Source organism: Chlorobaculum thiosulfatiphilum (genome assembly GCF_006265165.1).
Classification (GTDB): Bacteria; Bacteroidota; Chlorobiia; order Chlorobiales; family Chlorobiaceae; genus Chlorobaculum; species Chlorobaculum thiosulfatiphilum.
The window spans coordinates 239,696-257,796 of record NZ_VDCH01000001.1 but is presented as its reverse complement, the minus strand read 5'-3'; the positions used below and the strand labels follow the sequence as shown (position 1 = coordinate 257,796).

Annotated in this window: 13 protein-coding genes; all 13 read right to left on the bottom strand. The window is 61.4% G+C overall.

Annotated features, from left to right (window positions below; all coding sequences use genetic code 11):
- Positions 1-15 precede the first annotated feature (15 nt).
- The 13 genes from FGF66_RS01180 to FGF66_RS01120 all read right to left on the bottom strand — a co-directional run bounded on the left by FGF66_RS01180 (position 16) and on the right by FGF66_RS01120 (position 18,098).
- Positions 16-2,763 (bottom strand): hypothetical protein, encoded by a 2,748-nt coding sequence (locus tag FGF66_RS01180; protein WP_139455864.1) that lies wholly within the window; start codon positions 2,761-2,763, stop codon positions 16-18.
- Between the two features lie 42 nt (positions 2,764-2,805).
- On the bottom strand, positions 2,806-6,147 hold the full coding sequence (locus FGF66_RS01175) for a hypothetical protein (protein ID WP_139455863.1): 3,342 nt from the start codon (positions 6,145-6,147) through the stop codon (positions 2,806-2,808).
- Between the two features lie 36 nt (positions 6,148-6,183).
- Positions 6,184-9,879 carry a baseplate J/gp47 family protein gene (locus FGF66_RS01170; RefSeq protein WP_139455862.1) on the bottom strand — a complete coding sequence of 1,232 codons (3,696 nt, stop codon included), beginning with the start codon at positions 9,877-9,879 and terminating at the stop codon, positions 6,184-6,186.
- Positions 9,880-9,882: 3 nt separating this feature from the next.
- The gene (locus FGF66_RS01165) at positions 9,883-10,323 is read right to left on the bottom strand and encodes a GPW/gp25 family protein (protein WP_139455861.1); all 441 of its coding nucleotides are present in this window, start codon (positions 10,321-10,323) and stop codon (positions 9,883-9,885) included.
- A 123-nt stretch (positions 10,324-10,446) separates the two neighbouring features.
- Positions 10,447-10,716 (bottom strand): PAAR domain-containing protein, encoded by a 270-nt coding sequence (locus FGF66_RS01160; protein WP_139455860.1) that lies wholly within the window; start codon positions 10,714-10,716, stop codon positions 10,447-10,449.
- Positions 10,717-10,730: 14 nt separating this feature from the next.
- Entirely contained in the window at positions 10,731-12,497 is a 1,767-nt protein-coding gene (vgrG, locus tag FGF66_RS01155) for a type VI secretion system tip protein VgrG (protein ID WP_139455859.1), read from the bottom strand.
- On the bottom strand, positions 12,494-13,204 hold the full coding sequence (locus FGF66_RS01150) for a CIS tube protein (protein WP_139455858.1): 711 nt from the start codon (positions 13,202-13,204) through the stop codon (positions 12,494-12,496). The genes vgrG and FGF66_RS01150 overlap by 4 nt, the downstream gene beginning before the upstream one ends.
- Positions 13,204-13,398, bottom strand: a complete 195-nt coding sequence (locus FGF66_RS01145) for a DUF5908 family protein (RefSeq protein WP_139455857.1) — start codon at positions 13,396-13,398, stop codon at positions 13,204-13,206. Before FGF66_RS01145 ends, FGF66_RS01150 begins: the two co-directional genes overlap by 1 nt.
- A 4-nt stretch (positions 13,399-13,402) precedes the next feature.
- Entirely contained in the window at positions 13,403-13,846 is a 444-nt protein-coding gene (locus tag FGF66_RS01140) for a phage tail protein (protein ID WP_139455856.1), read from the bottom strand.
- A 13-nt stretch (positions 13,847-13,859) separates the two neighbouring features.
- Positions 13,860-14,297 (bottom strand): phage tail protein, encoded by a 438-nt coding sequence (locus FGF66_RS01135; protein WP_139455855.1) that lies wholly within the window; start codon positions 14,295-14,297, stop codon positions 13,860-13,862.
- Positions 14,298-14,353: 56 nt separating this feature from the next.
- On the bottom strand, positions 14,354-16,432 hold the full coding sequence (locus FGF66_RS01130; RefSeq protein WP_139455854.1) for a phage tail sheath family protein: 2,079 nt from the start codon (positions 16,430-16,432) through the stop codon (positions 14,354-14,356).
- Between the two features lie 28 nt (positions 16,433-16,460).
- The gene (locus tag FGF66_RS01125) at positions 16,461-17,474 is read right to left on the bottom strand and encodes a hypothetical protein (protein ID WP_139455853.1); all 1,014 of its coding nucleotides are present in this window, start codon (positions 17,472-17,474) and stop codon (positions 16,461-16,463) included.
- Positions 17,475-17,480: 6 nt separating this feature from the next.
- Entirely contained in the window at positions 17,481-18,098 is a 618-nt protein-coding gene (locus FGF66_RS01120) for a DUF4255 domain-containing protein (protein ID WP_139455852.1), read from the bottom strand.
- Positions 18,099-18,101: the final 3 nt, after the last annotated feature.

Genomic DNA, 18,101 nt, shown 5'->3' with positions numbered 1-18,101 from the left:
TGTCCCTCTCCGGTATCACAGTTCAAGTCCCCTCTGCGCATCTTTTTTCCCTCTGAAAATCGTTACCTGGTAGCCGCTTGTCACCGGTATCATCTCCGGCGTGATGGCGTATGCGCTCTCGATCAGCAGGTCGATGCCGCTGAAGCCGGTTCTGCCCGTCACCTTCTGGTTCAGCGTACGGAACGTATTCAGTTGCGTTACCGAACTGAAACTCTTGAGATTGTCCGATTCGATTCTCGAAAGCCAGCTTCCGTTAGCCCAACTGCCCACGAGGACAATTCTGGCCGCCGGATCGATACTCCTGATGGCCGCGGCTACCGCGTTCAGTAGCGCATGGATCGGCAGTTTGTCGGCGGATTTGTAACGGCGAGCGCGACTCAGCGCCATTTTCTCCCACTTGACGATCTCCTGCACCGACGGGCGCGATATTTTGCTTTGCGTGGCCGCCGGTTTGAAGGTTTTCTGGATCCAGCGATAGACCTTTTCGTCGTAATCGGTGGCGATCATCCGGCAGCCGCTGTTGGCGACCGATCCACCGATCTGCTCCCAGTTGTCGTTCTGGTGGCGGAACATCCCATTCTCGGTGTAAGCGTAACGTATCCGGTTGCCCTGCACCCCTTCGATTTCGATGCGGAAGCGCTGGCCACGGACGGCGCGGATCAGCACGTTGCCGGTTCCCGGCGCGTGATCGAAGAGCAGGCCGAGCGGAAACGTTTCGTTGAGCTTCTTCATGATGGCGGCGTGGCCGTACTGTTTCAGGTCAGCCAGCGGCACGGCGACATCGACGTAACGGTTGTTTCCGAGGAGGTTACGGCCCTGGATTTCATAATGGCGGATTCTGACGACATAGTTCGAGGCCAGCCGATTCGCTTCCGCCTCATGGGCCGCGGGCGCTTTGGGGGTGGCCTGTTTGCGATACTCCCGCAGCGTGATGTTGTTGAGGTGGCGGATGGTGTCGATCCAGTCGTATTGGCACTCGCCGACGGAAATATCGGCAGGCTTGAGCGTTTCGGCGATGCGGTAGGGCAGCGCAAAATCGGCGACAATCGCTTTCGCGCCGAATCTGGAGAGAATCGCGCTGTACGGGCTGCCAGCGGTCGAGGCCGCGCTGTTGGCGACCATCACGAAGGTGCCGCCCGGCATGACGCCGGAGCAGTGCTCGATGCCGGGGTGTTTCTTGAGGAACTCCGGCAGATATTCCTGCAACTCCTCTTCGGTGAGGTCGCCGGGCGGAGTATCAGTTTTCAGAACCAGCACGTCGAAGGGAAGGCGGTAGGCGGCGATTTTTTTCTGCAATGCGTCGAGCGCTTTGTCCCAGTCGAGGCCGATGTGGCCTTCGATCCGGAAAAAGCCGCGCTGGTCGAGCGACCAGTCGAGCGAATCGTCTCCCTCGATCCGGCAGCCGCAGTTTTGGGCGCTTCGGCCAGCGGCGGTTTTCGCGAAGTCCCAGGCGTCGAGCAACCGGGCGGATTTCGGATCGTAGTAGCAGGGAATCGCCCGTTGCGACAGCGGGGCGTCCGCCGGACGGCTGGGGGTGACGCGGATATTTTCATCGGCGCTTTTCGAGCTGTCCGGCGCGAGCGGGTCGAAGCTGGTGACCATCGCCTGGAGGCGGTTATAGAGCGACTGCATCTCTTCGCGTCTGGCTTTCAGTACGCCGAGCGCAGGCGAGGGGCGGAAGTAGTGGCGATACGAAAGAATTCCGGCCTCGGCGGAGGGCGTGTCGCCGGAGGATGCTTCAGGCTCGCCAAGCTCCAGATGGCGGGGATAGAGTTGCGACGGCGGATTGCAGAGCGCGGTCAGCTCGAAGGCTTTTGTGCGGAACTCGTCGTAAGCATGGATGAGGTCGTTCAGGAAATCGTAGTAATACTGGAACGCGGCGTCTTTTTTGCTTTCCGGATTCAGAAAGCCCGATTCGATAATGTTCAGCGCGGAGGAGAACTCTTTTTTCGACTCGTCGAGCAGCGGGGCGTAGGCGGTTCTCGACGCGTCGAGGGCTTCGCCGATGCGTTTGAAAAGCGATTTGTCCGCGCCGTCGAGCGGATCGATCAGGATTTTCTTGTAGGCGGCGATGATCGACTCCGCGTCGGTCAGTGTGGTGGCCGGAACGTCGAAGCGCGGCATCCGCAGATCGGCGAGGTCGAGCCGGGCGGCGAGGTTCGGGAAAAAGTCGCCCTCGGTGCCGGATTCGTCAATGTCGGTCGCCGTCCGTTCCTGCAGCTCGTCGAGATAGACTGTGGGTACGAGCAGTTTGCGCACACTGACCGTCACCTTTTTGCCCTTGTCGTCGCACGAGCCGGGCGTACAGGTTTTCAGACTGGTTTCGAGCAGCTCGACGTAGAGCACGACCGCCATCTCCGTGGCTTTAGCGGCGTCGATCGTGACGCCTTCGTCATAGTGCTCGTGGTCGCTGTCGAGCAGTTCGACAATATCTTTGGCCCCCTCGGCATCGTCGAGGAGCAGCGGTTCGTAATCATCCTTCACTTCGAGCGAACGGCAGCGGTCTGCCCGGAATCCCTCGTCGCCGATGACGACTGCATACCCCTCCGAGGTGACGCCGTACCCTTTCGAGATCGAGATCGTCGCCTTTCCGCCGCTTTTGCTCATCGAGACCTCCAACCCGCAGACGATGCCGATGCCGTGCAGCGTGGCCCGCGTCAGGCGGTTCTGTTCGTCGAGCCGGTCGTGGAGCCTATTGAGGTGATCGGCGCTCAGCACCTGGTTGACCTCGAATAACGGGTAGATGTTGTTTTCAGGAATCATGACAAACTGTTGTTTAAGCGATTGATCTCCTTGTTGCTCCTCTTACGCGCCGAGTATCGTGCTGTCGAGCCGCACCGGGTTGAGGTCGTTGCCGTCAACGCAGTCGTGCAGGGTCGCGGGCGGGTAAATGCTGGTCAGCCGGGCGTGCATGGCGACGACCTCCCGCAAGAGCAGGGTGTCATGGACGCGCGGGGCGTAGAGTTCGATGAAAAGCGCTTTCAGGCTGGCCAGTTCATCCGCCGACAGGGATGAGCTGTCGAAGGGTTCACAGTCGAGCGCCTCTTCGAAAATCTCCGCGACCACGCTTTTCGGGTCATTCACGGCGTCGCCTGCGGCGGCCAGCTCGCGCATCGCCCGGTCGAACAAATCGCCGAACTGTTCGAGCGCCTGTCGGGCGGTTTGCGCCGGATCGAGCCTTGAGCCGATCATGCCGCGCATCGTCTCCTGCACGCGTGAGACGAATCCGGCGGGCTTCCACTCACTCCGCTGCCTCTCCGGAAGCGCGGCGAGCCATGCGTCCCAGGCATCCTTGAAGCGCTTGTAAATATACCAGCGGTCATCCTCGACGATGCTTGCGAAGTGCTTCGCCATCATGTCGTGAATCTCCGTGGCGATGATGTCGTAGTTGCTGACGCCGCCGTAAATGTCCGACAACGGATCGAGTTCGGCGACGAAAAGGTCGCGGAGCGATGCTTCGAGGTTGTTCGCGGCGACCTTCCGGTACGCTCCTTTTTCCATCCATGCGCTGAACGATTCGAGGGCGGCGTCGTGGAGGTTGTTCGCTCCTTTCTGCGCATTGCCAACCGACGGGCGGGCGTTTCCGGCGTTCCGGCCCTCCTCGCGCAGAAACTCCGCCAGCGGTACGATCAGCTTTTCGCGGTAAGCCGCGTCGTAATCCTGATTGCCCACCCAGCAGATTTTGCCGAGGATGTGACAGGGCAGCTCCTGCCGTATCGTGTTTTCGACGAAGCGGCGCAGCTCGATATTTTTGTCGAACGGCGCGAGCCAGCCGGGCATCACCACGGTGAGCTGGAACGAGTAGGGATCGACCTCGCCGCAAGGTTGCTCGTCGAGGCACACCTCCATTAGGGCGTCGCCGGGGAAGCGCGGCCTCAGGAGCAGATGCTCCACGACGATGATCTTTTCCGCCGTTTCGGGCGCGAGACCGGCAAGCAGCGAAATCCGTTTTTTCAGCACCGCCTCGTCCTCCGGCGTCAGCGCCGTGGCCGCCGTGTTCATGCCCTTGGCGCGGTCGCGACTGAGTTCCGGAAGGGCGGAGAGGAAGGCGAGCTTGCCCTCGATCAGCGTTTCTGCCGGTTTTTTTTTGCCGTCGTAGTCGGTGACTTGCAAGGCGTAGTCGCTGAAGCGTTCGCCGAAACGGGCCATCAGGTGGTCGAGGAAGCGCCCGCGCCGCTCCTGCATGGTTGTGGTGGTTTCAACCATGTCGTGCAGCGCCGCCTCGTCGAGTTCCGCTTTCAGAATGTCCGTCACTCCGCGAATGAGATTTTCGTCGTTCAGGCTCTGGACGAACATCGTCTGCCTCGTCGCCGGGTCGAGCGAAAAGAGGTGGCGCGCGCCCGCCAGTTGCGAGAAGGCGTTGGCGAGGAGCTGCTCGAAGAGCATCAGGTAGCCCTTGAGCTGCCTCACCTGCGCCCGCCGCTCCGCCGTCGCCGGTTCGCGCACTCCGTCGGGGCCGACGCCGTAGCACTCCGGCAGCGCGTATTGCATGGGGGCGTAGCGCTGCGGATCGCGGTAGCGCCCCGTCGGCGTCGGCAGGTCGAGCGAACCGGAGCGTTGCGTTTTCAGCCGCTCCGCCTCGCCACGGAGCTGGTTGAGCGTGTCGCTCACCTCCACGAAGTCGGCCACGAACGGCAGGTCGTTCTTGAAGAACAGGAAGGCCGAGTTTTCGATGGAGAGGATTGGCAGGCAGTTCTCGCTGATTTCGAGCGTCCATTCGGCGCTGATCTTCTTCGCGTCCGCCCCGCGCCCGATGTCGGCCACGCCGCTCGCCGGTTTGCCGGTACTGTCGTACCGTGTCAGCCGCAGGCTCCTGACCGCCACGACCCCCTCGATCTCCACGATTTCGTTGATGATGTCGGAGGTGCGCAGGCTTTTGCGGAGCCGCGCCTTTTCGAGTTCCTCGTGCCGGAGGAAGCCGTGCGCGAGCATCGGGCCGTCGAAAATATCCTCGACCGTCACGCCCTCCCGCCGCAGCTCGTCGAGCGTGTGAAAGGCGAGCGGCGGGTTGAAGTAGTTTTCGATGGCGAAGATCATCGACGCGAACACCTGCTCGATGTCGGCCTCCGCCGTCACGAGAATGTCCGCGCAGATCGCCACCTCTTCGGTCTGTATTGGCTCGATGCGGCAGAACTCCTCGCACAGGTTCCGGCGAGCCCGGAGCAAGGCGGCGGCCTCTTCGGTGATGCGTTGCACGGCGGCGGATTTCAGCAGGAACGGCTCGGCAACGACTTTCGCCAGCTCGCCGCTGTCGAAATCCGAAAAATCCCAGGCGTCGCCGTAGCCCTTCAACTCCGACGTGGAGCCGTACAGCCTGACCGGCACAGCCGGGAGCTCGAGCGTCACAACCTCCGCAGCTTCGTCCGCACTCCCGGAATCTTTCTCGAACACTATTTCGATATCGGCCAGATAGCTCTGCTTCCGTTCGCCCTCGACAATGTTTGTCAGCTTCACGCTGGTGATGCCGCCCGCCAGCTTGCCGTTTGCATCGATAAACCTCGACGCTTCGCCCCACGCTTTGGTTGACCACGCGGGCAGGCGGAACTCCGCCGTGACCTCCAGCGCCTTGCTTTTCGAAGGCTGAATGGCGAAGGCGTGGCGGATTTTGCGGTCGTTCAGGTCGCCAAGTTCCGGATCGTTCTCGAACTGCACGAAAACGTCCCGGATGCCGCGCGGCGAAATGGCGTCCCGCTCGAAAGTCTGCGCGCCCGTTGGCATGAAGCTCAGGCGATCGTGCTTGCAGTCGGCGTACCAGGCGCTTTCGCAGCCCGTTTGGCTGTTTGCGATCCACGCCTTGCCGATCCCCTCGTGATCGATGAGCAGGCGGCGGAAGTCGTCCGCCGTGAGCGGATTGACCGTCAGGATTTCACGCGCCGTGAAGAAGGGCTGGATCGAGTCCTCCGAGCCGTCGCCCGGCGGGTTTTGCAAGAGGTCGGCGATGTCCCAGCCGATCCGGTAGCCGAGATCGGTGATGGCGTAACAGAGCGCTTCGAGCATGGTGACGCCCGGATCGTGGCTGTTGTAGTCCGTCCACCAGCGGCTGCTCATCTGTTCGATGAGTTCGATGCCTTTGCGGCGCAGGGCGGTGAACTCCTGATCCGGCTCGCGCCGAGGCTCTTTCTGTATGGTTCCGGTCGTTACAGCCATGTCGGAAATTCTTTTGTCGTCACAGGTTATCGTTGGTCATCCGTCGAGTTCTCCGGAGATCGGCGTGATTTCGTGTCCGGTAGCCTCCGCCGATACGAGGATCGAGAGCGGCAGGGAGGCCGAGGCTTCGTCGAGCTCATCGCTTTTTTTGCCATCGCCGCCGGTATGGTACATCCGGAAGGCGGTGACGTAGTCAACGTAGGAGCGCTCCTCGACGAAATCGATCAGCGAGGATTTGTGGATTCTGCCGCCGAACGCGATGTCCATCCCCTCCTCGAAGGCCCAGGGCGAGAGGAACTTCACCAGCTCCTGCTGCAACTGCCCGATGTAAAAAGCCTCGTCGATTCCGGGCATGAAGCGGACGCTGAATTCGGTGCCGATCGTCTCGAACACCGGGTTTTCGACGTGCAGGGTCACGAGTTCCGAGGCGTGTGCTTCGAGGAATGTCCTGACGAGGTCGAGCTCGCCGAGGCTGGTGTATGGCCGCAGCGGATCGACCGCGTTGTTGTTGCGCAGGTTCGGCACCGCCACGATGGTGACGTGTCCGGGCGCGAGTTCGCGGTAGATGCCCGCGCCGGTTTCGCCGGTTTCGTAGCGGGTGTGGTTCAGGCATTTGACCTTGTAGATCTGCGGGAAGGCTTCGAGCACCAGCCGTTCGTAATCCCACATCGTGATGGCGCGGTTCCGGTGCCGCAGCCGCTCGCTCACTCTCGTGCGGAACGCGGTTTCATCCTCGGCCTTCCGTCCGCCGAAGCTGGCGTAGGGCTGGGTGATCTTTTTGATCGACGCATCGGGCGTGACCGCTTTTTTGATGCTCTCCGCCGCGAGCTGACCGGAGGCGTCGCCGCCGGTGACGCGCGTCGCTCTGGCGGCCTGCGTCGCGATGCCGATAATTTTGCAGACCGCCTCCGGTTTTTCCTTTACCGTCGCCCGCAGCCAGCGCAGCTCCCCGCCACCGAGAAGCGCGTCGCTGCTCGTAGCCGACGACGGCACGGCGAAGCGGATGATGCCGGAGCGGGTGAGTTGGGCCGTGTCGTCCGACATTTCGGGGGTCTCGAAATCGACCCATTCGTTCGAGCGGAGCCAGCTCCAAATGACATGCTTTTCCGGTTTGGAGACCGTCGGCGAGGCGCTGCCCTCGGCAAGCTGGAAGAGCACCGAGAGGTTCCGGCCCGGCGTGAAACCGCCGATACCGATGTAGAGTTCGCCCTCGTTGTCGAACGGATAGAAGAGGGTGGATTTTTTGCCCGGCGTCATCGTTTGGCAGCCGAACGGCGTGAGCTGGTACAGGGCCGCGTCCGAGAGCGATGCGGAGGAGGTGTAGCTCAGCGTCAGCGATTCGATCACCGGCGTGTAGGGTTCGACCGGCAGGCATTCGGAAAAAGCTTCGACAAACTCCTGTGTGAAATTCCGGGGGTTTTTCGGCTCTTTCCGCCCGTCTTTCCATACATAGAGATCATTGCGCACCTTTTTCCAGAGGGTCATGCAATCAACTTCGGGCGTCAGCTCGGGATCTTTCTGTGCCTTGCGCATCATGTACCGGCCCAGGGTGAGCGGGTAGAGCTTGTGGCCGAAATCGCCGTCGAGCGTCAGTTTCATGAAGCCGCTGCGGCTGTCGAGCGTGTAGCGCGTCGTGTCGAAGTGCGTCTCGGTCAACGCCTGCGCGGGCAGGGTGGTTTTCGAGGGCGGAAAGGCCACCTCGGCATACTTCCAACTGAAAAGCCGCTGGTTCTCAAGGTCGCTGGATGTTGGCCACGAACCCTGTTTGAGGAAGGCGAAATCGGCTTTGGGATAGAATTCGTTGACCCAGTCGAAGTCGATATCGCCTCTCCAGAAGGGGAGTCCTTTCCAGACGATGCGCAACTGGAAGCGAGCACCCTTTTTCTGGAACAGCTCGTCCGAACCGACCAGGAGCCAGTCGCCGCTTTCGGGCGTCGCGCCGAAGGGCTGGAAGGGCTTGTCGGTCTTGAGGTCGCCGAACTTGTTGGAGACGGCGAGGCTTTTCAGGCCGTTGCCGTCCGGCTGGTTGTCGCTGTCGTAGCCGACGCTGACGTCGAGCTTCGAATTGGCGGCGTCGAGCAGCAACGTTTGCAGCGTCGAGAGCGGCAGGCTTTGGGCCGACTCCTGCTTCAGCACGGCCTTGAGCATCGGCAGCGTCGCCGGAAGCGCGTTGCCCGGATCGGCCTCGCTCATCGGCTCGACCGCCGGCTGCGCGCCGTCGAAGGTGAGCGGAATTTTGATTTTTTTGCTCGAGGAGTTCGAAAGCTTGTCAGTGTCGAGCGTGGCCTGCACCCATTTCTTTCCCGTCGAGAGGTAAAAGTCGAAGCTGTTGCAGAACGCCGTCTGCGAGACCTTGCCTCCGGTGAACTCGAGGGTGAGCGTGATTTCGCGGTTCCCCTCCCGAAGCAGCAGGCAGTTCGAGGCGATGGCGAAGCCGACTTCGGCGAGACTCGTCACGCCGGTATCGTTCAGGAACGGATGCCACTGACCGTCGGTCGCAGTGATTTCGCCGCCGATGCCGTCGCCGGAGTCGATCTTCGGCCAGGCGTAGAGTTGGGGTTTGTCGTCTCTCAGCGAATGGCGGACGGCCTGCATCGCTTCGATGGCAGCCCGGTTGGCCACGATCTCCTCGTCGAGCGCGTACTCGACGCTCTGGCCCGCTTCGTCCTTGCCCTTGAAGAGGGTTCCGGCTTCGAACCGGGCGGTTTCCCGGTTCTTGACCAGCTCGAAGAGCAGATGAACCTTGTCGGGTTCCGAGGCGTTCGGGGCGAGTTTCAGCACCTCCTTGTAGTAAAAATCGAGATGGCGTCCGGTCAGCGTGTTCAGGTGAGTGCGCGACAGCTCCATCAGTTGCACGAAAGCGAGGAAGAGGGCGTAGTGCGGCTGGTGGTCGTTGCGTCCCGTCAGCAGCTCCGGCAGGGCGGCTTTGGCGTCGGCAACCGTGCGGGCGTAGGCTTTCAGGAAGAGGTCGAGCTGCGAGGTGAAGAGGTTGTGCCTCGCCAGTCGGCTGTAGGCGTCGAGGCCCGGCAGGGTGGCGTAGAGCGTCTCGTCCGCTGCGATGGCGGCGCTGTATGCCGCCCAATCCGTCGCCGTGCCGGTGATCCATTCCTTCGAGAGGCCCGCCGCGCAGATGGATTCGAACGGCTCCGGAGCTGCCTCGAAAATGACAAGCTGGTCGTCGGCAACCGTCGTTTCGATGAGTTCGAGTTCGACTCCGCCACGGTAAGCGGCGACGAGCTTCCCGAAGGCCGGAGCGAGGCGGCTCGTAATCAGGTTCTGCAAGGTCGCCTTGAGCGCGACGGCGGGGTCGAGGTCGTCCTTGAGCCGGTCAAGCTCGCGGGCGAGTGTGCCGATGTCGCTGAAGAGCCAGCCGAGCGCGGTCTCCGGTTTCGTTGCCGATGCCGAGGTGCTTTCGTTTTTCAGGAGGTCGAGCAGCTCCTTGATCCGCTTGCGGTACAGCTCGACCGTTTCGATGGCCGTGCAGGCGACCCGGACGGCAATGTCGTCGCTGAAAAAGCGTTTCCAGTCGTCGATCTCGGCGTTGTTCAGGTCGTAGTAGCGCATCGAGGCCGAGTAGTTCCGGGCAAAGGCGATGAGCGCCTCCGGCGTTCGCCCGTCGATGGGCGCGCTTGCCGGATCGAGCGCGGCGGAAAAGCGCTGCTTCCGGCTCGTGCCGTCACGCCTGAGCCGGTTCGCGTCCATCTGCCTTGTGCACTTGTTGCCAGCGGCCATGCTTCAGTTCTCCCCCAAAGGATTGACGGTTATTGCCATGTCGATGTCGGTACCCTCCTGGATGTAGAACGGATAAACCATGTTGAAACGTGAATTGGTGGTCTTGACCGTGTAGTCGATGCTGATGAGCAGGATGCCTTCGTTCTCGGCGCTCTTTTCGATCGAGACCTTTTCGAGCCGGATGCGCGGTTCGTGGTAGAGAATGGCCGATTCGATCTTGTCGGCGACGAGGGTTTTGATGCGCGTGTCGAGGTTTTCGTAGATCAGCTCGTCGAGGTTGCAGCCGTACCAGGGCATCATGACCCGCTCGCCCTGCGCCGTGCCGAGCAGCACCGCGAGGCTCGACGCTATCTCCTCCTCGTCTTCGAGCATCCTCGCGCCCGGCAGGTTCCGGTCGAACACCGGCGGAAAAGCCCAGCCACGTCCAAGAAAAGGGTATTGCATGTCAAAGAAGAAGAGTTATGGGTCGCATGGGTCTTATAGGTCGTATAGGACTTATAAGATCTATTTGCGAATTACCGGGCTGGGCAGGCGCGAGGCCTGCCCCTACATTTTCAATTATCAATTTTACCCTCCGATCATCACGGTTGGTGCTCCGGGGGGCATGATTGCGCCTCCGCCGGCGGTCGGGTCGCCGACTCTGGCGGCGGGCATTCCGCCGATGAGGACGGTTGTCGAACCCATCGCGATGGCGTCCGCGCCGCACGAGTCGCCGAGGCGCGCCGCCGGCATTCCGCCGATGAGCACCGTCGGCGCTCCGGGCGGGATGATGGGCGCCGGCGCGCCCTGCGTTGCGGTGCTGACGATCATGTCGCCGACTCGTGCCGCGAATGCCATCTCGTTTTCCGGTTTCAGTTTATCTGCACCATGCCGCCGCTGATCTTCGCGGTGGCGCTGCCCTTGAGTTCCGCGCTCGCTCCGGAGAGTTCCGCCGTCGCCGAGCCTTCGGCCTTGAAGCCGCTTTGCGCCGCCAGCTCGATGTTCACCCCCTCGGCCTTGAGGTCGCCGGTCGCCTTGAAGACGATGTCGCTCGCGCTCTCGATGGTGATGCCTTTGTCGTCGAGGGTGATCTTGTTGCCGTTCATATCCTCGATGAGAATGCCCTTCTTCTCGTCCGACAGCGAGAGCTTGTTGCCGCCGGGCGTTTCGAGGTGGATGATCTTCTTTTCGTCGTCGAAGGTGAGCATCAGCTTCTCGCGGCTCACGTAGCCCTTGCGGTGGTTGTCGTCCGAGGCCGGTTCCGGCGCGGGTTTGGCGCCGCTGTGGCACATGCCGAGCACCACCGGATGGCGCGGGTCGTCGGCGATGAAGCCCACCACCACCTCGTCGCCGATCTCGGGGCGGAAAAACGCGCCGCGCCCGTCGCCTGCGTCGAGCGTTGCGAGCCGCGCCCAGACCCCCTCGTCCGAATCGCTGACGAGCGGCAGCCGCACCTTGATGCGTTCCATGCTCTCCGGGTCGCCCTCCAGCACCGTCACGACGCCCATCTGCAAGCCGCCGACGCCGGGCAGAAGCCCCGATGCGGGCAGCGGGCGGAGGTTGTAGCGCTCCGGGAAAAGCTCCGGATCAAGGCCGAACTGCACGTCGGTCTCCCAGTTGCCGCCGCTCACCGTCTGCCGCACACCGGAGACGTAGAGCTTGCCCTCGAACCTCGCGCCGATGCCAGTCACCTCGATCACCTGGCCGGGCAGTACCGACGCCAGCCCTTGGAATCGCACCCGTCCGCGCACCTTCGAGAGCCGCTCCTTCATCAGTCGCCCGTCCGCCCAGGCCTGCAACTCGGGCTGGCTCAGGTTGCCCCCGTGGCGGATCACCGCCGCATCGCCGCCGAGCACCTCGGCGAGGTCGTCCGCCGAAAGGTTTCCGTTGCCGGTCGTCGAGGGTTCGCTCGCCTCGGACTCCACCAGCGCCTGATCCGCCGGATTCCACGCGGCGGCCTTGATGCCGCTCTGCTGCACACGGGCGTCCAGCTCCGCGTCGAGCTCCAGCACGGTCGCTCCGAAGCGCACCGTCACGGCGGGATCGGTGGAGGTGTCGGGCGGGGCGACCGTCACCGTATCATCCGAAGCCGCCACCACCATCCCGTTGGCCTCGGCGCGGCAGACCAGAAAATCCCAGTCGGTCGATTCGTACTGCACCACCGATCCCGCTTCGGGCGTACTCGCCGTTACGTCGCTTTGCAGTCCGTACTCGCCGATGATCTCCTCCATGACGTCGCTATCCTTCACGTCGGCGAAGTAGCGGCTTTTGAGTCCCCTCGTCATTTTCACCGCTTTGCCCCGGCACTCGACGGCGAGAAAGCTGCCGTTCTTGCGGATTCTGATGCCTTGCTTGACGATCAATCCTTTGAAAACCTTGTCGTTCGTCGAGCGGTAGCCGAGCTGAATCTCGATCTCTTTGCCCGGTAGGAACAGCTCATCGTCGCTCGCCTCGAACGTCCCCGTCGAAGCCTGCCCGTCTAACAGATGCAGCTCGGCGGAGGGAATCCTGTTCAGTTCGTGCGATACCGAGAGCGCCACGAGCTGGAATTTGCCGGGCATCTCCGCGCCGTCGATCAGCACCGCGAAGGTGCACACATCCGGAGTCGCCGGTGTCGGTATGGTGTTCTCGGGACTCACGATGATCTGCCGGTTTTTTCGATGGAGGGAAACCTGATCTCCGCGCCCGGCGTGAGCGAGCGGAAATCGTCCAGCCCGTTGGCCGCGGCTACGTCGAGATAGTACTTCGAGTCGCCGTAAATTCTGAAACACATCAGCGGCAGGGTGTCACCGGCTCTGACCTTGCGGATGTGGGTCAGGTCGGCGGACTGCCTGTCCTCCGTGGCGGCGCGTTTCTCCTCCTCGATGCTGCTCTTGAAGGTCACCTTGGCCGTGGCGCGCAGAGGCGTACCGTCCGGCTTGAAGAGCTTGTAGGTGATATCGAGCGACGTCACCCGTCCCTTGAAAATCGAGTTCTCGCCCCACACCAGCTTGAAGTGCCTCGGCTCGTGCGCGTCACCCTTGTAATCGGTCAGCACCTTTCGGAACTTCTTGATATCCTCGGTGATCGAGTCACGCGGATTTCCGTCGATGATGCCGGTGTTGTCGAACAGGAAATCGAAGCTCATCTCGCCCGGCTCGGAATATTCGTACTTGAGCTGCTGGCCGCTGGAGCCTTGAGCCTGACCCGATTTCGAGAACTTCAGCTTGAAGCTTTGAGTATAGTTCTCCGGATTGATGAGCGCCTCGACGTAGTCGTCCGCCTCCTTTTTGCCGCCGCCTTCGGCCTTCTTCGAATCGGAAAAGGCCAGGATCAGCATCTTTTCGAGTTTTCCGCTCTCAGCCATCAGCGTTCACGTTTGTTTTGCATAATCCGGAGCACCTGTTCGACGCACTCGGCCACGATCGCTTCGCGATCCGCACCGCCGCCTGCGCCGCCGCCGCTCCGCTCCGCGCCGTTCCGGCTGGCCTGTGCGCCCTCGTCCTGCGGCGCTTCATTGACCGTCACCTTGATATGCAGCTCCCTGATCTCTACCGGCATGGCTCTATCCTTTCTGGACGGTGAAGTAGCGGTAACTCAGCTCCATCGTTTCGACGACGACGCTGTTTTCGTTCGCATTGAAATCGCTGACGAGCCACTTTTTGGGAATGGCGTGAACCACGTTCCAGGTTTGCAGCGGCTCGCCTTTTTCGTTCAAGAGGTTGACCGACAAGTCCGTGGGGGTGAACGAGCGGTTCCGGAAGGCGTCGGTCAGCCACTCGATGACCGACGAATCGGTCAACAGGCCGCGCTTGAGCACCAGGTCGGCATACTTCGTCCTCGTCGGCAGCTTGTGCTCGAAGCGGTTCTCGCCCCCTTCCCGGAAGGTCTCGAAGTCGTACTCGACCGACAGGCCCGAGACCGACTGGAAGCGCGCATCGTTCTTGTCCTTGCTGATGCCAAAGACCACCCGGAAATAGAACCCCCACGGAGGATAGTAATCAACCATAACGTCGTTCCTCTCAGACCTTCATCAGTTTCAGCCCTTCGTGCGCCAGCTCGATGCTTTCGATGGCCACCTCGTTGGCGTCGGATTTCAAATCGGGCGCACTGATTTTGACCGGGAAGCAGCGCGCCGCCGTCCAGGCCGCCACCGGCGAGTGCTTCTCGTTGAGCAGCCGGATGGTGACGTCGCGGCGGTTCTCTACGCGCTCGTTGGCCACCGCTTCGAGCCACGAATTGAAGTCGAAGTCGTTCTCGAACTTGCCGCGCTTGAGCGTGATGTTGCTGTTTTTGACCATGCCCGGCATGGCGATTTTGCTGAAGTCCTTGCTGTCGCTGTGCCGGTACTCGATCTTTTCGCGCTCCATCACCAGGCCGGTGACTTCGGTGAAGCTGAGTTTGGCGCCTCCCCAGTCAACCTGAAAGTGAAACCTTGGTATCGGATATTCCTGTGCCATAGTCGTGTGAGGTTTATGGATTGAAAAAACTGGTTATCGAATGCTCCGTTCAACAGTTACGACTCGGCCATCTTGTGCGAGAAGCGCAGGATGATGAATTCGGCGGGCCTGACGGCGGCCATGCCGATTTCGATGATCATGCGGCCTTCGAGGATGTCGAGCGAGGTCATCGTCTTGCCGAGGCCGAGCGAGACGTAGAAGGCGTGTTCGGGCTTGATGCCCTGCAACGCGCCCTGCCGCCACTGCACCGTCAGGAAGTTCTCGATCATGGCCTGGATGCGCACCCAGGTGTTGGCGTCGTTCGGCTCGAAGACGAACTGTTCTGTCGCCTTCTTGACCGACTCCTCGACGAAGTTGAAGAAGCGCCGGACGTTGACGTAGCGCCACTCGTTGTCGTTGCCCGCCAGCGTACGCGCGCCCCAGACCAGTACGCCCTTGCCGGTGAAGCTGCGGATGATGTTGATCGATTTGCCGGCGTTCGCGTCCACGTTGTAGTCCGCCTGCTGCTCGTGTGAAATCTTCGCGACCGTGCTGACCACCGAGTTCAGGCTGACGTTGGCCGGAGCTTTCCAGACGCCGCGATCCGAGTCCACAGCCGCGTACACGCCCGCAATCGCGCCCGACGGCGGAAGCTGGTTGAGCGACTCTATCGCTTTGCTGACCAGGCTCTTGTAGGTTCCGAAGCCGCTCAAGAGGGCGTCGTTGAACTTCTTTTCGTACTCGGCAGCCGAACTCTCGGCGAAGCGGAAGAGCGCGATGATGGAGCTTGCGGCCTGCGCGGCGGCGTTCCGGGCGATGTCGGCCATCTCTCTGGGCGTCTTCGCGTCGGCGTATTTGGCGGTGACATCCGTTTTCGATACTGCAAGGAAAGCGGCGGCGTTGGCGTAGTCAAGCAGCTCGATCGCTTTGCCGAGATCGGTCGTGGCGCTGGAGGGATTGTCCGAGAAGAGTTTGATGGTCACATTTTCCGGTTCTTCTTCAGATCCTTCCTCGGCCTCGCCGGGCATGCCTGTCGTGGCCAGATAGTTGTAGTGCGCGGCCAGCACGTCGAAGGCCGAGCTTTTCAGCGCCGAGCTGCCGAGGTACTGCGTGATGTCCTTTTCGAGGATGAAGTCTTTGGTCTCCGGAACCGACGGATCGGGCGAGGTGGTGACAACCGTCGGAAGCGAGGCGATCATGTCGCTGACGTCGGCCACGACCAGAGCGAGCAGGTCGTACATGCCTTGCAACGGCGCTTGCAGATCGGCTGCAGCGGTGGCTGACGAACCGTTGTAAGCGTCGGAGAGTTTTTTGAACTTTGCCGCCCAGGTGGTGTCGTCGGTTCCGTCGGCTTCGGCCTCCTTGAGCGCATCGACCGCGTTCTGCGCTTCGGCGACATCCGAGAGCATTTGCTGGATCGCGCTGTCGCTGGTCAGGCTGCCGAGCGCGATGGGGTCGCCGTCTTTGTTGTCGCGCTTGAGCGTGAGGTCGCGGTAGTAGAAGGTGCGGGGCAGACTGGTGTTGATCCAGGGGCCGTAGGCCGCGCCGTACTTGAGGTTGTTGATGCCGATGCCGTTGCGGAGCTTCTGGACGTCGTCACCGAAGTCGCCCGAACTGATCGTGTCGCACAGCGTCACGCGATCCATGAGCTTTTTGCATTGCGAGAGCGCGGCGACCTGAACGTCGTGCAGGCCCGGATCCTCCAGATTGACGGCGTCGGGGAAGAGCAGAATGGTCGGTTCGTCCTCGCTCTCCACGGCGGCGAGTCCGTCGAGGAAATCCTGCTTGTCGAGCGTGTCGCTGTAGCTGCCGACGGAAACGATGTAGCAGTTCCCGCCGCCGTTGGCGTAGAACATCCGGAGGCTGTCGTACAGGAGCCAGGCGCTGCTGCCGTCGGGCTTGCCGCTGCTGATGAAGTTGTTGTCTGCGTCGAGATAGAGCTCGATCTCCTGCGACGGCCCCTGGCCGAAAAGCTCGACGTACTCGGCGATCGATTCGATCCGGGTTGGCTTGCCGACGAGCGACTCGCCCTGTTTGAGCGCCTTTTCGGTATAGCCGATAAAGGCCGGAATCGCCGTCGCCACGGCTGCAATCGAAGGTGGAAACTTCGGGATTTCCTCGATATAGACGCCGGGGGTCTTGTACGTTGTTGCCATGATGTATCCCGTTTAGGTTGAGGTTGGGTCAGATAAAAATTTCCGAAACAAGTTTCGATATGGCGGTTCCGGCCATTTCGGTTTTGACCGTATCCGCGGGGGCTTTCTTCTTGCCCTCGATGGAAGCGTTGCCGTAAAAGGTCATGGGGAGCGGTTCGGTCGAGAGGCTTTCGCTGCCGTCGCGTCCGATCCACTTCCACCAGGCGCGGCGGTTCTTGAAGCGCACCTCGAAGACCGGCCCGCTCGCCAGAGGCTTGCCATCGTTGCCGACGAAGCTGAACCCATCGTCGTCGCCGCGCGTTGCCGTCAGCCGGACAAGCGCGAAGAGGTCGGCGGGCAGATCGTCGGCGAGCAGGAGGCCTCTCGACGGCGCATCCGTTACGCCCTCCGGCGCTGCGACTTCCGGAACGTCGTTCTGGTTGGCGAAAACCGGCATCGAACCGGCGTCGCTCTCGAGCGTCTGAAAGGCCGGAGCGCCGCCGGTCTGGTCAGCCGTGAGCTGGCAGAGCGCGCCGCCGTCCTCGAAAAGTGCTTCAATGCCATCTCCGGCGTCGAGCGTCTCGATCTCTTTCGACAGAAAGAGGCTCTTGCTTTCGCCGCTGCCCCTCGAAGCGCCGGTGAGGTTGCTGAAGACCGGCACGTTTTCTTTGAAACGGTAGCGGGTACTCTTGTCGCTGGTGTAGCACTCGCGGATCGATTGCGGCCGCAAGGTGAGCGCCGTGTAGTTGAAAAATTCGGGGTCGATGACCTTGAGGCTCCACTCCAGCACCGTGTCCAGAGGCAGAGCCGCGTCGCTTGGCGCGGCGGCGATGAAGCCGCTCTTCGTCTTTCGCCAGAGCGCGCCGAAAGCTTTCAGCCTCTTTTCGGTCGCCGCCGTCGGTGTGATCTCCAGAAATGCGCCCACGTTATAATTCAACAGATAACGCTCCTGCTGCGCAGCCGGAAGGCGGTCGAACAGCGTCGGGCCGTCGTCCAGCCAGTAGTGATGGAGGAGGCGCACCTCGAAGAGTTTGCCGTAAGCTTTTGCGGATCGTTCAGCCATGACGCTTCAGGGTTTATGGCTGATTTTGGTGACGACCTCCCGGACGAGGCTGCCCTCCTTCGGGCGTCCGAGGAACTTCAGGTCGAGCATGCGCATCCAGTAAATCACGAAAGGGTACTGCTTTCCGCCGAGGGTTCCCCAGAGGTGGTTGATCTCCTCCATCGAGGGGGAGTGGAGGTCGAAGATCAGCTTGAACGATTCGAGGCAGTCGAGGTCGTTGGTGGGCGCGTTGCTGGTAATCGAGGCCGGGCTGACGTTGTCCTGGGTGAAGACGTTTCTGTACTGGAAGAAGCGCAACACACGGGAGAGCATCAAGAGCCCGTTGGAGTAGTTCGCGTGAGGCGCGATGATGAGTATCTGGAAGTTCAGGAATACCGGCGGATTTTCATACAGCGCCTTGAGCGTGGTTTCGTCTCGCCGGAAATTGGGCTGGTTCTTGAGCGTCTTTTCTTCCCTGATGTTGATGACCGAAAAGATCACCGAATCTCTCGAACTCGCGTTGTTCGACGTATCGAAACCGTCGGATGGATTACCAGGACGCGCCACTTCGGTATCCATTGCATAGATCTCCTTCAGGTGCGAGTTCAGCTCATTGACCACGATTGTCAGGGCATGAGAAATCATCGG

Coding starts and splice junctions, on each gene's coding strand:
- FGF66_RS01125 (WP_139455853.1), bottom strand. CDS start 17,474: ATGGCTGAACGATCCGCAAAAGCTTACGGCAAACTCTTCGAGGTGCGC.
- FGF66_RS01135 (WP_139455855.1), bottom strand. CDS start 14,297: ATGGCACAGGAATATCCGATACCAAGGTTTCACTTTCAGGTTGACTGG.
- FGF66_RS01145 (WP_139455857.1), bottom strand. CDS start 13,398: ATGCCGGTAGAGATCAGGGAGCTGCATATCAAGGTGACGGTCAATGAA.
- FGF66_RS01165 (WP_139455861.1), bottom strand. CDS start 10,323: ATGCAATACCCTTTTCTTGGACGTGGCTGGGCTTTTCCGCCGGTGTTC.
- FGF66_RS01150 (WP_139455858.1), bottom strand. CDS start 13,204: ATGGCTGAGAGCGGAAAACTCGAAAAGATGCTGATCCTGGCCTTTTCC.
- FGF66_RS01175 (WP_139455863.1), bottom strand. CDS start 6,147: ATGGCTGTAACGACCGGAACCATACAGAAAGAGCCTCGGCGCGAGCCG.
- FGF66_RS01180 (WP_139455864.1), bottom strand. CDS start 2,763: ATGATTCCTGAAAACAACATCTACCCGTTATTCGAGGTCAACCAGGTG.
- FGF66_RS01170 (WP_139455862.1), bottom strand. CDS start 9,879: ATGGCCGCTGGCAACAAGTGCACAAGGCAGATGGACGCGAACCGGCTC.
- FGF66_RS01120 (WP_139455852.1), bottom strand. CDS start 18,098: ATGATTTCTCATGCCCTGACAATCGTGGTCAATGAGCTGAACTCGCAC.
- FGF66_RS01130 (WP_139455854.1), bottom strand. CDS start 16,432: ATGGCAACAACGTACAAGACCCCCGGCGTCTATATCGAGGAAATCCCG.
- FGF66_RS01140 (WP_139455856.1), bottom strand. CDS start 13,846: ATGGTTGATTACTATCCTCCGTGGGGGTTCTATTTCCGGGTGGTCTTT.
- FGF66_RS01160 (WP_139455860.1), bottom strand. CDS start 10,716: ATGGCATTCGCGGCACGAGTCGGCGACATGATCGTCAGCACCGCAACG.